Annotated in this window: 10 protein-coding genes and 3 pseudogenes; 1 reads left to right on the forward strand and 12 read right to left on the reverse strand. The window is 59.4% G+C overall.

All coding sequences use genetic code 11. The features are described 5' to 3' along the window. Positions 1–1,209: pseudogene (locus BDD21_RS24670) on the reverse strand (IS256 family transposase). Between the two features lie 137 nt (positions 1,210–1,346). On the opposite strand from BDD21_RS24670, the gene BDD21_RS24675 reads away from it, so the two are divergent. Continuing rightward, on the forward strand, positions 1,347–2,558 hold the full coding sequence (locus BDD21_RS24675; RefSeq protein ID WP_120799416.1) for a glycosyltransferase: 1,212 nt from the start codon (positions 1,347–1,349) through the stop codon (positions 2,556–2,558). 168 nt (positions 2,559–2,726) lie between these two features. On the opposite strand, the gene BDD21_RS24680 is transcribed toward BDD21_RS24675, so the two are convergent. The 11 genes and pseudogenes from BDD21_RS24680 to BDD21_RS24735 all read right to left on the reverse strand — a co-directional run bounded on the left by BDD21_RS24680 (position 2,727) and on the right by BDD21_RS24735 (position 21,805). Further along, a complete protein-coding gene (locus BDD21_RS24680) occupies positions 2,727–3,668 on the reverse strand; it encodes a glycosyltransferase family 2 protein (protein WP_211335162.1) in 942 nt (313 codons plus the stop codon). Between the two features lie 143 nt (positions 3,669–3,811). Continuing rightward, positions 3,812–4,183: pseudogene (gene tnpA / locus BDD21_RS24685) on the reverse strand (IS200/IS605 family transposase). A gap of 176 nt (positions 4,184–4,359) precedes the next feature. Beyond that, on the reverse strand, positions 4,360–5,433 hold the full coding sequence (locus tag BDD21_RS24690; protein WP_170164896.1) for a glycosyltransferase family 4 protein: 1,074 nt from the start codon (positions 5,431–5,433) through the stop codon (positions 4,360–4,362). Positions 5,434–5,935: 502 nt separating this feature from the next. Beyond that, positions 5,936–7,465: a hypothetical protein gene (locus BDD21_RS24695; protein WP_147431216.1), complete on the reverse strand. Its 1,530-nt coding sequence runs from the start codon at positions 7,463–7,465 to the stop codon at positions 5,936–5,938. A gap of 544 nt (positions 7,466–8,009) precedes the next feature. Next, positions 8,010–8,877, reverse strand: a pseudogene (locus tag BDD21_RS24700) (transposase). 661 nt (positions 8,878–9,538) lie between these two features. Then, a complete protein-coding gene (locus tag BDD21_RS24710; RefSeq protein WP_120799421.1) occupies positions 9,539–10,663 on the reverse strand; it encodes a glycosyltransferase family 4 protein in 1,125 nt (374 codons plus the stop codon). Between the two features lie 204 nt (positions 10,664–10,867). Next, positions 10,868–11,713 (reverse strand): CpsD/CapB family tyrosine-protein kinase, encoded by an 846-nt coding sequence (locus BDD21_RS24715; protein ID WP_120799422.1) that lies wholly within the window; start codon positions 11,711–11,713, stop codon positions 10,868–10,870. Positions 11,714–12,159: 446 nt separating this feature from the next. After that, positions 12,160–13,641, reverse strand: coding sequence for a transposase (locus BDD21_RS24720; protein WP_120799423.1), 1,482 nt, complete (start codon positions 13,639–13,641; stop codon positions 12,160–12,162). 314 nt (positions 13,642–13,955) lie between these two features. Then, positions 13,956–15,389 (reverse strand): MOP flippase family protein, encoded by a 1,434-nt coding sequence (locus BDD21_RS24725; protein ID WP_120799424.1) that lies wholly within the window; start codon positions 15,387–15,389, stop codon positions 13,956–13,958. Positions 15,390–15,968: 579 nt separating this feature from the next. After that, on the reverse strand, positions 15,969–17,579 hold the full coding sequence (locus tag BDD21_RS28935) for a hypothetical protein (RefSeq protein ID WP_245969410.1): 1,611 nt from the start codon (positions 17,577–17,579) through the stop codon (positions 15,969–15,971). Positions 17,580–17,845: 266 nt separating this feature from the next. Continuing rightward, positions 17,846–21,805 carry a PKD domain-containing protein gene (locus tag BDD21_RS24735; RefSeq protein WP_170164897.1) on the reverse strand — a complete coding sequence of 1,320 codons (3,960 nt, stop codon included), beginning with the start codon at positions 21,803–21,805 and terminating at the stop codon, positions 17,846–17,848. Positions 21,806–22,082: the final 277 nt, after the last annotated feature.

Here is a 22,082-nt window from a genome sequence, read left to right on the forward strand (position 1 = left end):
TTACACTTTCTCGGGGGCACGGATGCGCCGCCAGGTCTTGGCGGCCTCTTCGCTCATCTTGAAGGCCAGGCCGAGGAAGGTCGCGCGGGTGACGCAGTTCTTGGTCCGGCTGGTGCGATGGCGCACGGTGGCGAAGGTCGACTCGATCGGGTTGGTGGTGCGTAGGTGCACCCAGTGCTCGGCCGGGAAGGCGAAGAAGGCGAGCAGGGCCTCGCGGTCCTTCTCGAGCTTCTCGGTCGCCTTGGGGTATTTGGCCCCATAGCGGTTGATGAAGCGCTTGAAGGCTTGGTCGGCCTGCTTGCGGGTCGGCGCCATCCAGATCGCCTGCAGATCCGCCTTCGCCTTGCCGTGCAACGACTTGGGCAAGGCATTGAGCACGTTGCCCATCTTGTGGAACCAGCAGCGCTGATGCACGGTCTCGGGGTAGACCTGATCGAGCGCACCCCAAAACCCCAGCGCCCCGTCGCCGACGGCCAGGCGCGGACCCGCCTGCAGACCACGTGCCTTCAGATCGCGCAGCACGTCGAGCCAAGATTCGGTGGATTCACGCAACCCGTCGCTGATGGCGACCCACTCCTTGGTGCCGTCGGGCCTTACCCCGATGATCACCAGCAGGCAGAGCTTGGGATCGTCGCTCTCGCGCAGCGTCGTGTAGATGCCGTCGACCCACCAGTAGGCGTACTGGCGGCCTTCGAGGCTGCGCCGGGTCCAATCCTTGTACTCCTCGGCCCACGCGGCCTTGAGCCGGCACAGCGCCGCCGCGGAGAGCCCCTTGGCGTCCTCTCACACCAGCACCTCCAACGCCTCCCCGAGATCGCCGCTGGAGATCCCCTTCAGATAGAGCCACGGCAGCGCCGCGGCGACCCGCGCGCTGCGGCGCACGTACGGCGGGGCCAGCGCCGAGTTGAACTTCACCCCGGCCCCGGAGCGATCGCGCACCTTGGGCACCTGCACCTCCACCGGACCCACCGTGGTGAGAATCTCGCGCGCCGGCAGATACCCGTTGCGCACCACCGCCCGGCGCCCGTCCGTCAGCGACACCGCGGCAAACTCCTCGAGCAGCTGCTCCACCTCCGCCTCGATGGCTCGCTGCAGGATGTCGCGCGCCCCGCGGCGCACCAGCTCCTCCAGCGGCAGGCCCAGCTCGGCCAGCACCTCGCCCCGATCCCCTCTTGCACTGCGGGCCCCCGTACTCGTATCGTCGCTCATGGCGCACCTCTCTCGTTGCTGCTTTGGGTCTTGACAACCACATTGTCGGCAACGGTGCGCCGCCTGCTCAAGCTCTATCAGTCCCCGCTCATACACCAGAATCGAGCATAGCTCCGGAAAACCTGGAGAACCCGAAGATGCGCATCCTATATTTCATTCCAGAAAGCTGGCCGACATTTCGTCCTGACATTGCCGTCCTGTTTGGTAAGTATTTAGCGGAGTACGGGTTAACGGTTGACCTTGCGACGGACGGAGATGATTCCGGTGCAAGCTGGAACGCTGGCCGTACGCTTTTCTTTCGAGCCCCGGCCGGAGCAGTGCCTGATACACCGTGGAGGTTTTTTCACACGCTGACCGTACTTCTGAGGGTTAGGACACAAAAGTACGATGCCGTGCAAGTGCGGAACATGCCGGTTCACGCTATGTTCGCTCTTTGGTTCTGTCGACTGACAGGTGCACAGTTCTACTATTGGATTTCGTTTCCGCACTCGGAGGGCCAGATTTTTAGAGCCGCCCGACGTGGTTGGACCGCCGGGTTCCGTTATTTTCTACCAATGATGCAGGGACACCTGGGTAAGTTCCTACTTTACAAGGTGATCTTGAAGAGAGCTGATCACGTTTTTGTTCAGAGTGCCCGTATGGCGTCCGACCTTGCGGAACGAGGCGTCCCAATCGCAAAGATGACGGCGGTTCCTATGGGTGTAGATACGACGCTGGCAGATCCAGAGAAGATTACGGGAATCCATGATGATCGACTCATAAGAAAACGTGTTGTTTTGTATCTCGGCACGTTTGATGAACGCCCAATCGAGGTTTTATTGGAAATGGCCGCAGTAGCGCGGCGAAGCATACCGGAACTTGCTCTCGTTCTGGTTGGGGACTCTTATCATCAAAGCCGGCGCGACTCATTACACCGCCTGGCGCAAGAACTCGGAGTGTCCGACATCGTCGTGTGGGTAGGGTGGGTTTCACCAGACTTAGGTTGGCGATATGTGAGGGCTGCGGAGGTTGGTGTTTCACCAGTTCCAAGAGGCTTCCTCCTTGATTCCTCTTCACCTACAAAGGTGTTTGAGTATATGGCGCTCGGTGTACCAGTATTGGCTAACGACAGCCCTGCTGTTGAAGATATCATTCGGGAAAGCGGGGCCGGATTATGCGTAGAACTGAGTGGTGCTAACCTTGGCGGTGCACTGGTCTCGATGCTGAGTGATAAGGTCGCTCTTAAGGAAATGGCTGAGAGGGGCCGTAACTATGTCGTAAACTCACATGATTACAAGAAGCTGGCAGCCGAAACCGCGGACGTTTATGCACGACTGTTGCGTTCGGATACGAGGCCGATTGGAAAATAGGACCTCTGCCGGACGGCACTAAACCCAAATAGATTCGACAACACTCTATCCTGACCCCACTGTGCGACGGTGAAGCGGGGCTCAGAACCGCTCTCGAGGGAACCTCCGAATTCATCCTGACGATCTTTCGGAGTTCTGTTGCCAGCAGTGGGTGACTCATAAAGATGTTTAGTTTGTTCTTGAACTGCTATTAGCCACCTCTCGTAAGCGGTCCAACCCATAGAGTAAAAGCCCAGGACCTACGGCCAACGCGCACAGGAAATACGCGCCGAGGTTTGAGAAAAGAGCGTAGTTTAAGAAATCCCGATCGCCGCGATGTAAGCTATAACGCACATATAACGCAGCCCTCCAAGCAAATGTTGGGGGATCGTAACGAAAATAGTCGAAATTTTGATCGACCATTTGCAATATGTACTTCGAAATCTTCGCCGTCTCTCGCGGGCTTGCCTTTGTTAGCTGGTTACCAGAGTCTTGATAATAAATTCTCGGATACTCGTTTATGCAACGAACCTGATACTTCCGAGCAATCTCATCCCATACAATGTTCTCTGGAACGTACCGTACATCTCGGTCATCCGGGAACGGGAACTCGCGCAACACTGACGTGCGATGAAAACCCCAAAGATTAGCACGCACCTTAATCCTGTGCCGCAAATCCAGCGCATTAGTATCCAGCGGGCTTTTCGGAAAAGATCGTCCATAAGCTTTACCATTGGAGTCCTGGCTTCGGGTGACAATGCCTGTAAAACCATTGCGGACTGACACCGGAATCCCGTTCCAATGAGCTAGCATCGTTTGCAGAGCGTCGCTCGTAAAAGCGTCATCCGAATCGATCGGCAAAAATAACTCACCGCGTGCTAGTTCCACCGCCCGACGAAACGCTTGGTGCTTTCCCGCGTTTTCCTGCCAAACATACCTAATCGGAAAGTCGCCCCGTCCTTCCCACTCCCGCAACAAAGAGGATGTCTTATCGGTCGAGCCGTCATCGATGACCAACCATTCGAAATCTCGATAGGTTTGTTGTTTCAAGCTATCGTACACTCTATGAATCGTGTGTGCCCGGTTGTAGGTCGGGGTAAAAACGGTGAATTTGACATTTTGGCTGTCCAAGTCATTCTTTCGCCTTGGCATTTCATCGTCTCCCAGTAACCATCCCCCGGCAAAGCCGGGGGCTTTGAAGTCGTGAGCCGCTCAAAGCGGCAAGGCGTCGCTAACGCGGCCCAACGGTTCTTGGGCCGCCTAAAGGCGGCAAATCAGCGCCACAGTTTGAGCTGATCCAGGCGCTGGTCTTCGCTCTCTTGGTGCTGGATATACTCTCGGATCGTCGCTTCATCCCGACCGACGGTCGAGATGAAGTATCCCCAAGCCCAGAAGTGCTGCCCCGTAAAGTCGCGCTAGCGCTCGCCGTAGACGCGCGCCAGATGGATCGCGCTTCTGCCCTTGATTAAGCCGGTCACCTGGTACACGGCATACTTCGGCGGAATCGAAATGAGCATGTGAACATGGTCCGACATCAGATGCACCTCGTCGATCCGGCTTTCCTTTTGCCGGGCCGACCGGTGAAAGACTTCCCCGAGGTGCGACCGCAGTCGCCCGTAGAGCACGCGGCGGCGATATTTCGGGATGAAACCAACATGTTATTTGCACTTCCATTTGGAGTGACTTAGGCTCTCGAAATCGTCCATCGGGACTCTCCACAAGCGTGTGCTTGGCGGTTCACGCTGCGGAGTGTCCCCGATGGACTCCCGGAAATGTCAAACTACTGTCACCCCGGCAAAGCTAGGGGTATTACCCGTTTTATTCACTCGTCGCAAGAAAGTTTTCCGCGAGCAAGTCTCCGATAGACATCCTCATCGTACATGGCGCCTATGTCATCCCAGGTTACACCGCTGCGCATTGCACTGGCATTTTTCTTCAATCGCGGAAGAGTGCTAGGCTCCACAACAAGGCGTTCCATTGCGCGTGAGATTGCCTCAGGTGAATCCGCCACCAAAAACCCATTCACATTGTCCTGAACATACTCCCGATGCGACGACACGTCCGTCGATATGATTGGAAGTCCAAACGCACGATACTCGATCACCTTTGTCGCAGGCTGATAGTGCCAAGTAGGGCGATCCGGAACATATGCAACACCTACGTCATAGTGAGCAAGGAGCTCAGGTATCTCACCATATTTGACTGCGTCTTTGGTCCCAACATAGGCACCAAGACCAAGACTCTGTATCAGTTGGGCATAGTACCCGGAAGATAGATCAGGTCCTACCAGGTCTAGATGAAAGCGTTCAGTGGTTCTGCGTAGCGCATCAGCGGCTTCCAAAAGCTGCTCGAGGGTTCGATCTCTGTCGAGCCCCCCAATATATACAAACCGCACGACATTCAAAGACGCGTCACCGTTAAGTCGCCTTAAAGGGTACCCTAGAAATCTTCCGTCAACGCCAACGGGCACCACGGTCCCGCGGCTTTCCCACTTTTCTCCTAGAACACGCCGGGCCGCATCGGCATGACAGAAACATGCGTGGTCAAAAACAAACCCCGCGTTTATAGTCATCTCCGTGCCAACGAGTCTTTCATGAATGTTCTGCCACCAGTTATATGGTCGCACCTTTTCGTTGATTTGGCGTACGTCATAAACATAATGTGCCGAACCTCCAGAAAACGCGCGCAAAATCCAAGCCATTGAAGTTAGGTTTACTTGGATGATATCAAAGCGTTCTGTTCTGAGAAATCGCGCGATTCGCAGTAACATCCTAGCGCCAATGAAACGCTTTCTGGCACCATTTAACAGCCGAAGAAAGGCCGGCGGAATATTGTAGGTGAGGGGGCGAGAAAATCCTTTGATGCTCGCCACAATTCCGGAAGCGTCCCGAAACACAAAGTCGTCCTCGAACCCAGGTTGCCCAACCCATACGCAATGACCGCGGCGCCGAAGAGACGCAGAAATTTGGTCATATATTGGGTTAGGAGTTCTCGAATAGAAGTGGAGGAGTACGATTCGCATATTTTGATCCGGGGAGGGCATCATTTAACAGATATCGGCTAAATCCACGAGCGGACATCGGCAAAAGAAAAAATCGGCGTAGTATCCTAGTCTATAGAGTCTATTGAGAAGGCCAGAATCCGAAGAGCGTGCTCGGCCATTTGACCTGCCACCAAATCATGGGAACCGGATACCAAATAATACAATCATGGGAAATCCGGCCGGATCGAGACGGAATTTGACATCATAATACGAGGAGACCTCCCATTCTTATTCGCGCATCGCTGCAAGAAATCCCTGGCGAGCAACCTCTTTCAGAAATTTGAAAACGATCCGCGTTCCCCGCAACATCCTTAGTTGGACTAATCCACGCAATGCAATCGGCCGGGATCCCACTTCAAGGGCCCGCGACCGTCCCTGGCCCCAAACCGACAGGTTTCAGCCGATCGGCCGTAGCATGGGCGTTTCGCCTAGCGAGCACGAGAGCTAGCCCTAAAGAAATCATAACCATAAACATCATCGGCGCAATATAGGGAATATCGCTCCTGTAGAACAGCGACAGCGCAATAACGGGGATCAAAGATGCCATACCCGCTGCCGTGGCTCTTGTTTCGGCATCATATCTTTCGTTGTTCCTCTTAACCCGCGTGAGCAGACGGTAAGTACCGAATAAAATACCTGCGAGGCTCGTCAGGCCGATTAGACCATAGTCCCAAAGGATCGTGGAGGCACCTGTGTAATCGATCACCCTATCTTGGTATACTTCCGAAAGTGAACCAGTAAGACCGCCCGACACACGGGATGCTCCAGCGCCATGGCCGAACAAAGTCTCAAAAGCAAACGTTCTCATGTTATTCTCCCACCAGTGCGTGAGAACGTTCCAGCGCGAAGTCTCGATGACTTCGTTACCTCGGAAACTGTATGTGAACATGCCCAAGCTCTCGCCCAGCGAACCGTGATCATGAGACCAATAAAAGAGATAATTCGCATAAAGAACACTGAACAATGTCACACCGCCAAGCGCCATCATGCCGACGAAGATCAGAGGCCGCCGGCTTAGCTCCTCGCCGAAAAGTAGGATCAGGGCGATTGGCAAATAGATAAAGATCGCCTTTACTTCCGATAAGGCCAAAGGGATCACAGCGACGAACAAGACCGTATACGCAAACTTCTGATCCATTAAACCATGCCTGCGGTAGGAGATGGTCAGCACGATGACGCAGATCAAATACAAGGCCATCACCGCAGAAAGCCCGCCACCAGCCGGATTGCCCCCGAAGGTACCTACTACCGAATCCGCCGCGAATATCCCACTAACAGGATTATCCGGTGAGGCACTCACCCGGCCGCCCGCGATAACGATAAACTGATAAAGGACCGGGATCACCTGAAACAGGCCAATTCCAAGAAGGAGGCGGAGCCATAACCGGATCTGCTGAACGGAAACAAAGGTGTTGGCCAAGAAGAACCAAAGTCCACCGAACATGATCCAGTCCTTAAACGCTCCAATTACCTGCTTTAATGACGGATTCGCCCACGCAGTAGACAATAGGGCACTGAAAACAAATACCAGCAAAGACCAATAGATCAGCGGGGCTTTCTCATTGACCGGACGATTCGATCTTGCGATAAAGCCGAGTAGTGGCGGCACAAAGAGAAGCGCGGCAGCACCGTAGCTGACCCACCAAATTTGCGAGAGACTAGGTACAAAGTAACCAACCGTTCCGGCCACAAGAAGGGTCATTATGGTCGCAAACCATAGCAACACGATAGGGTTGAGACTGAGGACGAACGCAGCAAGCGCGCCAAGCCCCAAAGAAGCCATAAAAACAGACGACGAAACGGGAGTTTCCTGTGCGGAAGCGGCGCTCGCCGTAATAACGAGAACAAAAAATAAAAGTGACGATGTCAATTTATTCCTTATCATGCTCGGGAATCCCAACATTTTCGACTGTTCAGTACTGGGAAGACCATTTTTCTAGCCGTATCCGGTTCTGTCCAATAGGTCTCTTTCTACGATTGGGACGATGCACGATCAAAGGCGTGCGCAGTGATGTCCAATGCAAAGATATTCACCGCGTGAATCTTTGAAGTTGCCGGTTAAATAGGAAGGCGATACGGAAATTTTTTGCCCCGACAGCTAATGCCGCTCGGCCGTACAAAACGGCTTCCTAGCTACCAATCTACCAATCTAAGTGAGCCTTGGCGCGACATCACGGACCGCATGAAACGCGTCATCGGAGCGGAGAGATCCGGCCGGCTCGTTACGACCCCTTGCGAACACCTTCCCAATGTTTCGAGCAACCTGTCGGACTTGACTCTCGCGATAACCTGTATCGGAGCCTAGAAGGGTCGTTTGTTGCGTAAAAGAGAGGCTTTTTTTGGATGAAGGGCGAGGTTTTCCCATCATCCCCCTTACCGCGACGCAATGCGGCCGTGCGCTTTAAGTTCCACGCCAGGCACACCAGGGTCTACTCTTCTTGGACGTTTCCCAGACCGCGGGTGAGGGCCTGACGAAAACCCCATCACGGATTTGATGATGCCGAACACCGGTTCGACGGTTTGTTTGCGCAAGGCGGAGGTCGCCCGGCCTTTGGCGCTCTTCAGTCGGTGGGCCATGCGGTAGACCGGGGTCGCCTCGGCGGGCGGGGCCTGCGGGCTCTCGAAGCGTTCCGACCAATGGGGGTGGTGCGCGTCCCGCTTGATCGCGACCGCCGGCTCGATGCCGGCGCTTTCGCAGGCCGTCACATTGGCCTTGCTGAAGTAGCCGGCATCGGCCAACGCCTCTTCCGCCCGGGTGATCTCTTTCGGCAGAGCCTGCAGCTGTTCGAGCATCGGGGCGAGTTGTTTCCTGTCGTTGGCCGCTTGCATGACCTGCGGGAGGAGCACCGGCATGGTCTCGGAATCGACCACCGCTTGGGCGTTGCAGCACGGCTCCAAGCCACCACCGGCGACCGGCATGATGCGGGATTTTTCGTCGGTGAGGCTCATCTGGTCTTCGGGACTCGGGCCGGGGGTAGGCGCATTGGGCGGTTTACCGCCCGGCTTGCGTCCTGTGGCAGCCGCCTCGGCCGCGCGGGCGGCGAGCTGGGCCTCATGGTCGATCGTGCGGCCGGAATAGCTGCCGGTGGCGTACCCGTAGATCAGCAGCGAGAGCAACATCGCGGGGTGGTAGGGCAGGCTGCCCCGCCCGGGGTAGGCCGGTTCCAGCGCGCCGAGATCCAGCCCCGCGACGACCTCGACCACATAGCGCGCCAAGTGCCCTTCCGGCAGCCAATTCTGCACCGAGAGCGGTCGCAGAAAGTCAACATCACGAAGGATCGGACGGAAGTGGCTCATCGGCTCAGGCCCCCAAGTGTGCTGCACTTATTCTACAGGGCGGCTCCACCGCCCGACACAGGGAAAGTCCGACAGACTGCTAGCCGGGCCCAGTAGGTCGTGGTCCTATAATTTTGGCCACAAACTGTCGTATCGGGCAGGATGCACGGCCTTGAGGTCGTGAGTCACTACAAACAATGCAGTCCACCGCCGCCCACGATTTCGGGAGGGACAGGGTTGAATCGACCGGCCAGCATTGCCGTCGATAAGGACGCATCCCCTCAGGCGACAACCGGACGGGGCGTCCGGCTTAGATGGTGACAACCCTACGAGAGAAGTCCCCATCAGCGCAAACCCGAGAACGGTTAGGCTCGTAGCGATTCAAGCTTGCCCCCTACTCAGGTTCGATGCCGCAACAATCTGCTGTCAATTAGCGGTGGCTTCGCTGGCCCCAGTTGCAATTCAGGAATCACTCTCGAGGCTTGCAACGCTCCGGGACACCCACGGCCTCTACCTTCTGCCGCACTTCGGTCACATTGAATCCGTCAAGGCGCATCGCGATCTGCAACCGAAGATGTTATGTCTGCCCACATTGCGGGATTGGTCCTTAGCGGCCATGTCTGGCGTGGCGGACGAAGCTGATGGGCTGCATATCCAGTGACGTGCTCTCTCCGCTATCAATCTAGACCGTGGAGAGATTCCAGAGGAAGGACTCCCATTGATCCAGGACCCCTTCCGGCGCAAACCGCAATTGAATCTCCACAGCCTTACGGCCAAGACGAGCCGCCAACTGATCATCGCTCAAGACCATCCTTAGCGTACGTGTTAAAGCCATTTCATCCCCTTTTGGGACGAGGATGCCGTCCACGCCATCTCGGATGATTTCAGCGGGACCCGTGGGGCAGTCCAATGCGATGACCGGCAGGCCCAAGCTCATCGCCTCCACGAGAACGTTCGGAAATCCTTCGAAATCCGACGTCAGGACAAAAAGCCGAGCCCTCGCATACTCGGCCTCGATATCTAGCGTTGCCCCAGGTAGGGCTATCCGAGCTCCAAACCCGCTCGCATCCGCTAAATCGCGCAACTCGTTCCTCAGCGGACCATCGCCGATGATTCGGAGATTCAAGTCCGGAAAATCGGGTGCAACGGATGCGAAAGCGCGTATCAAACGATCGAAGCGTTTTTGCGGGCAGAGTCGACCTACGCCCAAGAGAATGGGGCCGCCCACGACGTGCGGAGGACGCAGCAAAGGTCTGACCGGATTCGGAATCACACCGACGACACCACCGCGCACGCGCCTGGCGGCCCATGTGCGCGCTGTGTCGGCTTGAAGCACGATACCCGCAGCGAGCGGATAGGCCAATACTCGGGCCGCGCTCGTAGTCCAGTGTAAAGGTTCGCTCCGCGGATCGGCGCGCTCGCATACGACAACAGGGCATTTTAGAACTGAGGCGGTCAGTGCGCAAGCCACATTGGTGCGAGGCAGAAAAGAAATAGTGATGTCCGGTCGCAGCGACTTCAATACCCGGTATAGCGCAAGAAGCTGTAAAGGTCCGGACTTGACCCTGAAGTCATCTATCAAGCTTATACGTCGGGCCCGCTCCGGGGCCGGATAGAAATCCTCCGACCGACTGGCCCTCGTCACGAGCAAAACGTCATGGCCACGGTTAGCTAAGCCGTCACAGAGCCAACACACTACACGTTCAGCGCCACCCTGACCTAGTGATGGAGCGCATAAGGCAATTGAAAGCCGACTCGGGTTGGGCGTGTCACCGTACTCAATTCCAAGCTTATTGCTCTCGGACATCGGTCATCCCAGGAACACGTGAACCACGATGGTTGCCTTCCAACATCGGAAACGGGCCGATCTTGCCTTTCTTATAGGGAATCGATCTGCCAAACAAGCCTTTAGCTGACGAGTCGACGTCTCAAATGACTTTTCATGCATCGCTACCACAGCCTGCTCCCATCGCGAAATTGGGCTTAGTCGAATAGACGTTTCGCCTTGCAATCAATAATAGCCATGCACATGTGAAACAGAGAGCGGATCAGCCTTATTAAGCACAGTTCCGATTATCCTTTGACCGCTCAACAATTCATAAGCTCGACGGAGGTCCGCTCGGGTTGTCTGGCCTTCCTCCACAATTAGCATAACAGCATCGATGATAGGTGCGAAGGCGATCACATCGTCCCCCACCAGCAAGGGGGGTAGGTCGAATAGGATGATGCGATCCGGGTAGCGTGTCCGCAGCTCCTCGACGAGCTTCACCACGGTCGGGCTGGAAAGCGCTTCGGACGAGTTCAACACGGACTCATGCCCAGGGAGCACCACCAGGCGGTCGAAGCCGGGGTGAAATAGGATGTCGGAAACTTCCACCCGACCCAGAAGATAATCGCTGATCCCGGGAAGCTTTTCCTCAACCAGGTAACTGGCCAAACGCGGGCGCCTCAGATCGAAATCCACCAGGAGGACGGTCTGATTGACCTCTCGCGCCAAGCTGATGCCGAGGTTGATGGTGGTGAGAGTTTTTCCGTTACCCTCTCGCGTGCCCGTGATGCCGAGTGTGGTCCAACTGTTGGCCCGCATCCGTTGTAGGATGTGGGTGCGCAACACCTTGTAAGCACCGGCCGCCGGATCATCCACTACGTCTGTGAGGACGCGTCGAGTTCGCAGGTACTCCGGATCCGTGGCGATGGTCTTTGTGCTCCAGTAGACGACGTCGCTCGCCACGGGCTTTGCGCTTGTCTGTGGCGGCGAGTCACGGTGGCGTTCCGCATGTTCTGGTTTCACGGGAGGTGTTGGGGCGTTGCCCCGCTCCGCGCGCGCGCGATCGATCGCCTGCTTGATGCGTTCCATAATCCCTAGCCAACCCTAAAGCCAATTGTCTTCCACCGCGACAGTTTACGCCGAAGATGGGTGGTTCCGCACCTGCTCTGCCGCCGACTCCGTGGCGGCCCCAGGCCGATGCGAATCGGACTTGCCGCGAGCTATGGCGGAGGAGAGCATAGGGAAAATAGGGAAGCGTGGCTTAGAGGAGCCAAATGAGCAACGCCGTTCTCGGAGAGCCATTTGCGCTGCAGCGTTTTTCCGGAACCCGTCGAGTGTCGCCAACGGTCGAGCCGGCCGGCGCAGCGGGTTTTCCACGCCGTCGCGGACGCACGGCGGCGCGTCGACGCCTCTAAACAAGACTCACTCGCAGTAACGTCGGACGACGGACAGCCGCGCCCGCAGGCGACGCATCGGCGGCCTGACCGGGAGGACCGGGAGGACCGGGAGGACCGGGAGGACCGGGGTAGGATCGGCTAGCCGGTAGCGGGGATCGGTTGCACCAACGAGCGCATCTGTTCAAGACGCCCCTGCCGGACATGCCCCAAGGCCATCGCCATCATGACCGCCAGGGCCAAGCCGACGCGTGTGGTCATCTTCGCCCGACCCCGAATGAAGTGCCGCTCGAAGCCGAAGCTGTTGTCGATGCGATTGTTGATGCGCTCCAGTGCGCTGCGCCGGTTGTAGCCGCGCTGCCAACTCGGGCTGCCGTGAGGCGTGGGCACGAAGATGCGCCGATCGTGGTCGTCGAGGCTGATCCGCACGATGCGCCCGTAGTCGCCGGGTGAGACGCCGCCGGCCTGGTGGCAGGCGTCGCGGCCCTGGCAGTCCAGCCCGTAGGCGGCGGCCGGGCAGCGGTATTTCAGGGCGTTGCGATCGGCCTCGAAACCCTGGAAGGCCAAGTCGCGCTGCACGCCGGTGTGCGGGCAGACGCAGTGGACGCTGCCCTTTTCGGTATGCACGATGGTGTCGGCCCGCTCGGGGAAGAGGGGTCGCGTGATCGGCTTGGACGGATCGTAGTCGGGGTGTTGCTTCTCCTCGCGCCACAGCTCGCGGGTGTCGATCAAGGGGCGGATGGCGTAGTCATCCCACAACAGCGCCTTGGTCTCGGCGCTGTCCAGACCGCGATCGGCGCTGAAGTCGCCGCAGCGCTGCGCCAACGCGGGGGTCTCGGCAAACAGCTCCTTGATCATTGCCCGCAGTTCGGGCTGCTCGGCGTGGGAGGCCGGGGTGAGGTGCATCGCCACGGGGATCTCGTAACGGGTGTCGGCGATCAGGTGCAGACCGTAGCCGAACCAGCTCTTGACCTTGTTCCAGGCCTTGCCGGTGCGCGCATCGATCCCGCTGCTCTCGTGCTTGCCCCAATCGGCATCCGGATCGGAGGTCGTCCCGGTGGCGCGACTGGCCCGCCCGGTGCTGTGGCTCTCGATGGCCTTGCCGTCATAGCCGAGATGACAGCCGAAATCCGGCAACGCCGCCATCAACTGCTCGCGCAGGATCCCGATCATCTCCGTCACCATCCCCAACGTCTCCTCCAATTCAATGACGTTGGCCAGAAAACGCGAGAAGCTCCAGCTGGTGGGCACCGCCGCCCGTGGATCGGCCGGCGCCTCGCGCACCGCCTGCAGGCGTCCGCTTGCCGCATCGCGTACCAACCGTGTCACAGGCTTGCGCTGGATCGGCAAGACCGCAAAGCCGCACGCCTTCAGCAACGCGGGGTTGCGCGCCAGTTCGCGCAGCAGCGCTTCCACCGAGGGGTGCTGGAAGACCACCCCGGCGATCAGCGCGTTCCACATCGCCGCCACCGGATAGTCGTCGCGCCCCGACCCGCGCATGACCTCCAGGTATTGCAGCAACCGCGCATCCGGGAGATGATCCCGTGCCAAACAGAAGCGATCCAAGTCGCTGCGCGCTTCCACGTCCCGCCAGTCAAACAAACTCGGTTCAATGGTCGCCATGGGGTCCTCCTGCAAAGGATCGTCTCGACAACGATTATGATCCCTTGGCGGCCGCCTCTTTGCACGCCCCGCGAGGCCGGGGTGACTTTTCGCTCACCGCCCGGCCCCGCGCACGTAAGTTACTGATCGATCGTCGATGCCGAGGCCGGAACCGGGGTAAACGAAAATGTCTCGACCCGGTGCAGCCTGTTGCTTCAGTAACTTACTGACAGCGCAAAGGGCTCTCGGACAGCGAGGTTCAGCAAAACCCCAACATGCCTCGACGAGGCCACGCTTGCCTTCGGCTGCGCCATGACCCGAGTTAGCGAAACGAGCTATCGAATCTTCAGGATCGAGCGAGCCTCGGCAAGCAGACCCCGGTCGAACAACACGAGGCCCGTCAGGTAAGCCAAGGCGCCGGCGGCCACGGTCGCGATCAGCCGAATCCAGTCAGCGCTCTCTGCGAGGAGAAAGGCCGTCGTGAGACAAGCAGCCGTCATCAGGAGCAACGACAGAGCAACACCGAGCGCATCTCTGAGGATGCGACCATACTCGATGCCGAGATGCCGGTGCATGAACCAGAACGGAAGCGGCGCAAGCAGAATCCCGCGGACGAGGAAGGCGGCCGCAACGGCAACGATGCCCCATTGGACGGCGATGGCAAATCCGATCACGTTCGCCGTCGTGTTGATGAGGTGAAATCCGGCGGCAGCTCGGCTGTATCCAGCCGCCAGCATGGACGGCATTGTAAGGAAGGTGAGCCCCCAGGTGAGTCCGACACCCGCCAGGAGTTGCAGGACGGGCACGCTGACCTCCCATTGGGGACCGACCACGACCGGGATGAAATCCGGCGCAACCAAGATCATGCCCACGAAAACCGGGGACGAGATGGCCGAGGTGACCTTCGTGATGCGATAGAAGGCATCCCGTAGCCGCGGGCGGTCGGTCTGCATACGCGCGAAAGTCGGCATCGCGACTTTCCCAATGGGGCTCAGCAGGAGGTCGGCAGCCATTTCGGTGAAGCGTCGCGCGATCGTGTAGTACCCGAGTGCAGCCGTGCCCAGGAAGGTTCCGATCAGCAATCGATCGACCTTTTTGTTGAAAAAGTTCAGGATTGAGATCGCTGTGATGTTGACGCCGAAGGAGAAGAGCTCCTTGAACGATCGCGACGACACCTCGAGGCCCGGACGCCAGGTGCTTGTCCACCAGAGAATCAGGACACCGACCACCGAGCCGACCAAGGTCTGGGCGACGAGGCTCCAGACGCCCAAACCGGCAAAGGCACAACTGATCCCCGTGACGCCGCCGCAGAGGTTCGCGACCACCGTGCGCACACCGAGCGACTTGAATCGGAAGTCCCGGCGTAGGATCGCACCTTGGGTGGACGATAGTGCAGAGAACAGAAAGACCGGCGAGAGGGCGCGGATAACGTCTTCGAGCTGCGGCTCCTTCAGAAGTGCGGCGATGATCGGTGCAAGCGCGAACATGACGGTGCCGAGCAGCAGCGCGAGAACGATTGTCGACCAGAAGGCCGTGTCGAGATGGCTCTTCCGCAAATCCTCGCGTTGAACGATGGATTGCGAGAAGCCCGCTTCGACAAAGATCCCCGCGAACGCGATGAAGATCATGGCGAGCGCCACGAGGCCAAAATCCTCGGGACCGAGTAAACGCGCCAGTATCAAAAAAACGATGGTGGACAGAAGCTGGGCACTCCAGCGTTCAGCGGCGGACCAGAAGACCCCTTTAACGGCTTTGTCCTTGAGCGTCATGACGGCGATTTCTCGTGCTGAATCGGCAGTACATACCCGGAGGATGGGTGTGGAAGACTGCTGGGTGTTGGGCGCAACTCACAACGACCTGAACGGGCTGAGGTGGCTTGCGAACCCCGGCATGGGCGGGCCCGGAAGGCCGGGGGTCGCGAGCTCATCCCAGCCTACGTGTGATCAGCCTGCCTAGATTGCTCTCAAGCCTTCGCGTCGGGTTGGGTCGAAGGTCAACGCGTTGCTCGGCAACATCCCCGATTGTGGCCCGTTGCGCCGGGATCGGTCTGAGGGAGGTCCGTGGTCGCGAGAGCAGAGCCGTGTGCCGTTGCCTGGAGGCCAGTGGGTGAGCGCGCGATGCTACTCTTACGGGCGAGGGCTTTCAATTTGGGTTGGGGCTGTCGAGGATGCGTTTGTTTGGCAGATGCGGTCGGTGGTTTGGAGGATGGGTTTCGCTGCGCTCGAACCATCCTACGCGCTACTTGCTGCGGCCTTGGTGGTTTGGAGGATGGGTTTCGCTTCGCTCTACCCATCCTACGCGGTTCTAGGGTTCCTTGACGAACAACTTTCTGCGCGCGTGAGTCAAGTTTAAGCCGGCGCAAGTTTGGCCTGCTCGAACAGGTCCGCGAACGCCTGTTGCAGCCGGCTCATGGCGGTGGCGATGGGCCGGTTGGGCGCCTTCGGGCAGCCGTCGAACAATTGGGACAACCCCGGTCGCAGGATGCGGCTGTGGACCTTGGTGAAGAACAGGGCGACCCGCAGTCCGGCATCGGTGACCCGGTAGCGATGGCTCTGCGGGATCCGTTCGATGAGGCCATGCAGGCGCAGTCGGCGCAGATCGTAGGTCATGCGTCCGGGTGAGTAGGCGTCCTCGGGCACCCCCAAGGCTTGGGCCATCCAGGTGCGCATCCCCGCGTGTCGGAAGCCCTCGGGCAGGGTGAGGAACAGGCACAGGGCGGTGAACAGCGCCAAGACCCGCGGATCGTCCAGGTGCAGCCCCGGGGCGCGTTGCCCGCCGACCACCTGCGGTTGGGTGACCTGATCGAACACCCCCTCGGCCAGCAGACAGTCCTGGCTGAGCGTCTCGACCTCGAGCAAGCGACGGTTGGCGGCAAAGCCGATGGCCCGCAGGGCGGGCAGGTTGTTCAAATTCCGTCCGATGCCGAAGTCGTGGGTGTTGTTGATCGTGGTCTCGGTGCGCAGGGCCCGACCTTCCTTGAAGTACTGCTTGATCTTGGAGGACTTGTAGCCGACATGCAGCGAAGGGATAACCCCTTGGGTGATGACGCGGGTATGAAAGCTCCCCGGCGTGCGTTTGGTGATCCTCCGGTTGAAGATCAGGCTGACCTTCTCGGGCCGTCCCAAGTCGAGGTTCTCGCGGATGACCTCCTCGAACAGATGGCGTCCGGACAGCGGTCGGTCGAACACCTGCGTGCGGGCGAACTCCGCCTGCAGGATGGAGAGTTGGAAATTGTAGCCGGCGGCATGGTCTTCCGCCGTGAAGGGATCCGGGAGCCGTCCCAACCACTTGGCCACCAGTGCGGCGATCGTCGCCTCGTTCAGGTCATCGAGGATGCGTTGCGCACGGGCCGGTTCGGCGCAGCTGAGCAACCCGTTGTCCAGCGCCTCGAAGGCAATGCCCGCCTTGGCCAACTGGCGTTTGACGTACTCATGACCGTTGAGGCAGACCCGCGCGGTGTAGGGAAAGTAGGAGCAGAACTTGATGAACAGGGGGCCGAAGTCCGCATCCACCAGATAGAAGTAGAAATGGTTGCACATCACCGTCCCGCGCGTGAACCAGGGGTACGGCTGGCCGGTGTGGGTGCTGATTTTCTTGATCATGCGGAAGCTGGCAAACCGTTCCTGAGCCTTGCCGATGTACAGGACACCCTCGGGTTGAGCGAAGTCGCGGAGCCGCTCGCGGGTCATGTCGTCTTTGCGCTGTCCCTTGGCGAAGGTCACGATCTCCACGCCCTCGCGTTGCGCAAACCCCTCGATCGCCTTGACGAAGGCGTGACTGATCGGGGCCATCAACACCGTGGAGGCGACCTTGGCACCACGATGGACCTTGAAGAAGTTGGCTACCCCGCCGCCGGTCTGCAGCCGCGGTTGATACAGGTTGAGATACAGCCGGTCGATTCCTTCGAGATCCAGCGTGACCCGATCGTTCAGCAACTCACCGACGGTTTGGTCTAACATGATGGCAGGCCCCGGTTGACATCTTGGCCACGCGCCACACGCCGCTACGTGCGGCTACTATCGGAAGTTTAGCCTTCCGTTGCTCAACCGGGGCCGCCCAACGCCGGGGCTCACCCCATGACTCGTCGGTCTGAGGCGAAGCCTCGCTAGCGTGTTGTCGATCTCAGGTGCGGGTTTTTTGGTGGGGGGATTCTGTGAGAAAAAAAGCCGCGGTGCCTACCTCGGGGCACCGCGGCTTCGGGCTCGGACTTCAGTCCGGTTTGGGCCTATTCGACGTCGGCCACGAAGTAGCCTACATCCTCGGGGACGTGCGTCATCTCCAGATCACGCGACTGTTCTTCCTGGACCCAAAGGTCAACCGACTCGACGTTCAGGTTCTGCCACCGCAGGGCTGCCGTGTCGTCTTCATGGGCCGTCTGCATGTCGGCGACCAGCACCGGGGGCCGTTGGAAGGTCGTTCCGTAGACATGGTTGTAGACGTTATGACTTACGTTGGTGCCGGTGCGGCCGACCTCGTATCTCATTCCGTCGACCACGCCCGAGGAGACTTCCCAGGCGATGTAGTCGATACGCTCGGGCAGATGCTGCTGCGCGTTCGCCTCCTGTTCGCGCATCCCGACGTCGAAGCCATCGCTGTCGATATTGTGGAGCCTTGCCGTCACGGCGTCGCTTTCGTTGAAGCTCGTGACTGCGGCGAAGACCACGGGGGCTTCTTCGAACGGCGCACCGAAGGACTGACGTTGGAACGCCTGGGTCACGCCCGTCTCCAAAGAACCCGCCTCGATCAAGGTGCCGTCGGACAGCTCATGCAGCCCGCGTTCCACCACCAGGTAAGAGACCAGCTCCAGTTCATGCGCGTCATCGAGGTAATCCCACCTCTGCACGCGGATCCAGAAGCCCTTGGAGTCGATCGCATCGACCCGGACCACGGCCGGCTCGGTGTCGTAGGCGCTTAGGGCCTTGACGACGACGATCGGGTCGTTGAACTCGCGCTGGAACTCGATCCGTTGCCATTCCTGGTTGATCTCCACTTCACCGATCTCGATCGCCGGCCCAGTGGTTTCGGCACCCGTGGCGGTAGCGGATTGGGTGCTGCCCGCCAGGTTCGCGTTGACCGGCGCTTCGGCCGTTGCCAAGGCTGTCTCGGCCGAGATACTCTGCAGGGTCGCCGCCTGCAGGGTGATGTTGCCGCCGCTGCGGACCTGGATGTAGCGAACGATCAGCTGCTGACCCGCGCTTGCCGCCCGGTAGGTGAGGGCGATGCGCCGATCGAATGCAGTCCCGAGATCCTCGACAGCCACGGTATAGGCCGGGGCGCTGTTGTCGCTCAGACGCACCTCGAGTTGACCGCGCGTCTTGTAGCCACCGAGGTAGAGCGTCAAGGTCCGGGCGCTGGTGTCGGCCGGGACGCTTAGCTCGTACCCCTTGTTGAGACCACTGATGTACAGACCGGCTCGCGTGGTGGCACTGGCCGTGGGTGCCCCGTCATTCCAGCTGTAAGCCAGCCGGGCACCGCCGGTGTCGTTGAATCGCAGCGCCGATCCGCCGACCGTGCTCAAGGTACCGATCTGGGAGGACACACCGGCCTTGCGGCTGATGCTCAAGGCGGTGTCGATGCCCCAATGTGTCCAGTCGGTCGCGCCTTCAGCAGTCAGATTGGCGGTACCCGTCGGGGTGGTCAGGGACGGTGTCAGCTCCGGAACGATCGGGGCCGGCTTGACGGTGACAGCGATCGTTTCACTCGTCGATAGCCCCTTCCCGCCGGTGTCGGTGGCCGTGAAGGTGATGTTGTAGGCGTTGATCGACACATCCGAGGCAGTCGGAGTCCAGGTCAAGCGGCCGATGCCGTTGCCCAAGTCTTTGAAGGTTGAGGTGCCGGGCAGCGGGGATGCCGCCATCACCAGGGATGAAACATCTTCGTCCGTGGCGTTGACATCAATGGTCAGGGACTCGCCGACCTCTAGGGTGCGATCGCCGATCGCCGCGAGAACCGGGGCTTGGTTGGCTAGGTTCCCCTTGAGCGTCGCGGCCTGCAAGGTGATGTTGCCGCCGCTGCGGACCTGCATGTAGCGAACGATCAGCTGCTGACCCTCGCTTGCCGCCCGGTACGTCAGGGCGACGCGCCGATCGAAGGCAGTCCCGAGATCCTCGACCGCCACGGTATAGGCCGGGGCGCTGTTGTCGCTCAGACGAACCTCGAGTTGACCGCGCGTCTTGAAGCCGCCGAGGTAGAGCGTCAAGGTCCGTGCACTGGTGTCGGCCGGCACTTTCAGCTCGTAACCTTTGTTCAGGCCGCTGATATACAGACCGGCACGCGTGGTGGTGCTGGCGTTGGGTGTCCCGTCATTCCAGCTGTAAGCCAACCGGGCACCGGAGTCGTTGAAGCGCAGCGGCGTTCCGCCGACCGTGCCCAAGGGACCGATCTGGGTGGCCACACCGGCCTTGCGGCTGATGCTCGAGGCGGTGTCGATGCCCCAATGCGTCCAGTCGGCTGTGCCCTCAGCGGTGAGATCCGCGGTGCCCGTCGGAGTGGTCAAGGACGGCGTGAGCTCCGGAACGATTGGCGCAGAACTGACGGTGACGGCGATCGTTTCGCTCGTCGACAGCCCCTTGCCGCCCGTGTCGGTGGCCGTAAAGGTGATGCTGTAGGCATTGGTGGAGACGTCCGAAGCGCTCGGAGTCCAAATGAAGCGGCCGGAGCCGTTGCCCATGTCCTCGAAAGTCGCGGTGCCCGGCAGCGGCGAGGCAGCCATGACCAGGGATGAGGGATCTTCGTCCGTGGCATTGACATCAATCGTAAGGGGCTCGCCGACCTGAAGGGTGCGGTCGCCAATCGCCGCCAGCACGGGGGCTTGGTTGACTAGGTTCCCCTTGAGCGTCGCGGCCTGCATGGTGATGTTGCCGCTGCTGAGGGTTTGGGTGTAGCGCACGATCAGCTCCTGACCGGGTTTCGCTGCACGGTATGAGAGTGCGAGGCGCCGATCGAAGGCAGTCTTGAGGTCCTCGACCGCGACGGTATAAGCCGGTGCACTATCGTCGCTCAGACGCACTTCGAGTTGACCGCGGGTCTTGTAGCCGCCGAGATAAACGACGAGGTTCCGCTCGTTGGTGTCGGCCGGCACTCTCATCTCATAACCATTGTTCAGACCGGCAATGTACAGGCCCGCTCCCGTCGTCACGCTCGCCTTCGGCATACCGTCGGTCCAGGCGTAGTTGAGCCGCGACGTCGAGGCGAAGGTTTTCGGCGTTCCGCCGATCATGAGCAGATCCCCGATCTGCGGCGATGCGCCGGATTTACGGTTCACGCTGGTTGCGTTGTCGAGACCCCAATGCACCCAGTCCGTCACGCCTTCGGACGTCAGATCGGCGACGCCGGCCGGGACGAGAAGCTCGGAGTCAAGCTTCGGTTCACCGACATCGACGATCGGTTCGGATCCGACCTGGATATAGCCGCTGCGTGTCTCCGTTCCCTGCCCGCCGGGACCTGCGACAACCAAGCTCACCGAGTAGGTCCCGGGGATAGTGTAAGTATGGGTCGGAGAAGCCTCGGAGCTGGAGTTGCCGTCACCGAAGTCCCAGGCCCAGCCGGAGACGGCTCCGCTGGACGAATCGGAGAAACGCACGGTGAGCGGCGCAACCCCGGAGACCACGTCGGAGTTGAAATCCGCGATCGGGGCAGGATGTGCCACGCTGACGTAACCACTTCGTGTTTCGGTGTCCTGGCCGCCCGGACCTGTAACGATCAGGCTAACGTTGTACTTGCCCGGAACGCCGTACACGTGCGTCGGCGAGGCTGCAGTGCTTGAGCTGCCGTCGCCGAAGTCCCATGTCCAGCCCGAAATCGCGCCGCTTGATGTGTCGGAGAAGATCACCGTAAGCGGTGCGACGCCGGAAAGATTGGTAGCGCTGAATCCCGCGACCGGCGGTGCGTAGGGGACGGAGGCAACGACTTCGTTCGAAAAGGCACTGCACAGGCTTCCATCACTCGTGCATGCGCGTGCCGCGAAGAAGTAAGTCGATCCGCTCTCCAAGCCCGCAACCACGACCGCCGCAGTTGTGCTCTGGACCTGCGACTGATAACTCTTGCTGGCGGATCCGTAATGCAGCTCATAACGCGCGACCCGGCTGTCTTCCACCGGATTCCACGCCAATTGGATTTGGCCGGTGGATGCCTGCGAGACACCGCTGCTCCATGAGAGAATAAAGAAGGTCACGATCTGGAGCAACAGAATTAATCCGAACCGAGCATCTGTTCCAAGATGATCAGGGAGAGTCCGCGTACGTAACATGGCATTCACCGTTTCTTAATTAATCGCCGACACCTGGGCTCAAAATCCCTTCGCCTATCGGAACGTCTGCAGGGGCTTTGAGAGCCTGAAAACTGGATCGGGCAGCCCATCTACAAACGGGCACTTAACCGGCTCCAGATCCTTTGCGGTTACTTAACCAGGTACGGCGAGAAGAATTTGCGATGCACGCATCAAAACGCGGCTAGAGTGGGGG

It is taken from the genome of Thiocapsa rosea (assembly GCF_003634315.1).
GTDB lineage: Bacteria > Pseudomonadota > Gammaproteobacteria > Chromatiales > Chromatiaceae > Thiocapsa > Thiocapsa rosea.

Excerpts from the sequence above, each read along its gene's own strand:
- BDD21_RS24675 (WP_120799416.1), top strand. The coding sequence starts at position 1,347 with ATGCGCATCCTATATTTCATTCCAGAAAGCTGGCCGACATTTCGTCCT.
- BDD21_RS28935 (WP_245969410.1), bottom strand. The coding sequence starts at position 17,579 with ATGTTAGACCAAACCGTCGGTGAGTTGCTGAACGATCGGGTCACGCTG.
- BDD21_RS24715 (WP_120799422.1), bottom strand. The coding sequence starts at position 11,713 with ATGGAACGCATCAAGCAGGCGATCGATCGCGCGCGCGCGGAGCGGGGC.
- BDD21_RS24720 (WP_120799423.1), bottom strand. The coding sequence starts at position 13,641 with ATGGCGACCATTGAACCGAGTTTGTTTGACTGGCGGGACGTGGAAGCG.
- BDD21_RS24710 (WP_120799421.1), bottom strand. The coding sequence starts at position 10,663 with ATGTCCGAGAGCAATAAGCTTGGAATTGAGTACGGTGACACGCCCAAC.
- BDD21_RS24695 (WP_147431216.1), bottom strand. The coding sequence starts at position 7,465 with ATGATAAGGAATAAATTGACATCGTCACTTTTATTTTTTGTTCTCGTT.
- BDD21_RS24725 (WP_120799424.1), bottom strand. The coding sequence starts at position 15,389 with ATGACGCTCAAGGACAAAGCCGTTAAAGGGGTCTTCTGGTCCGCCGCT.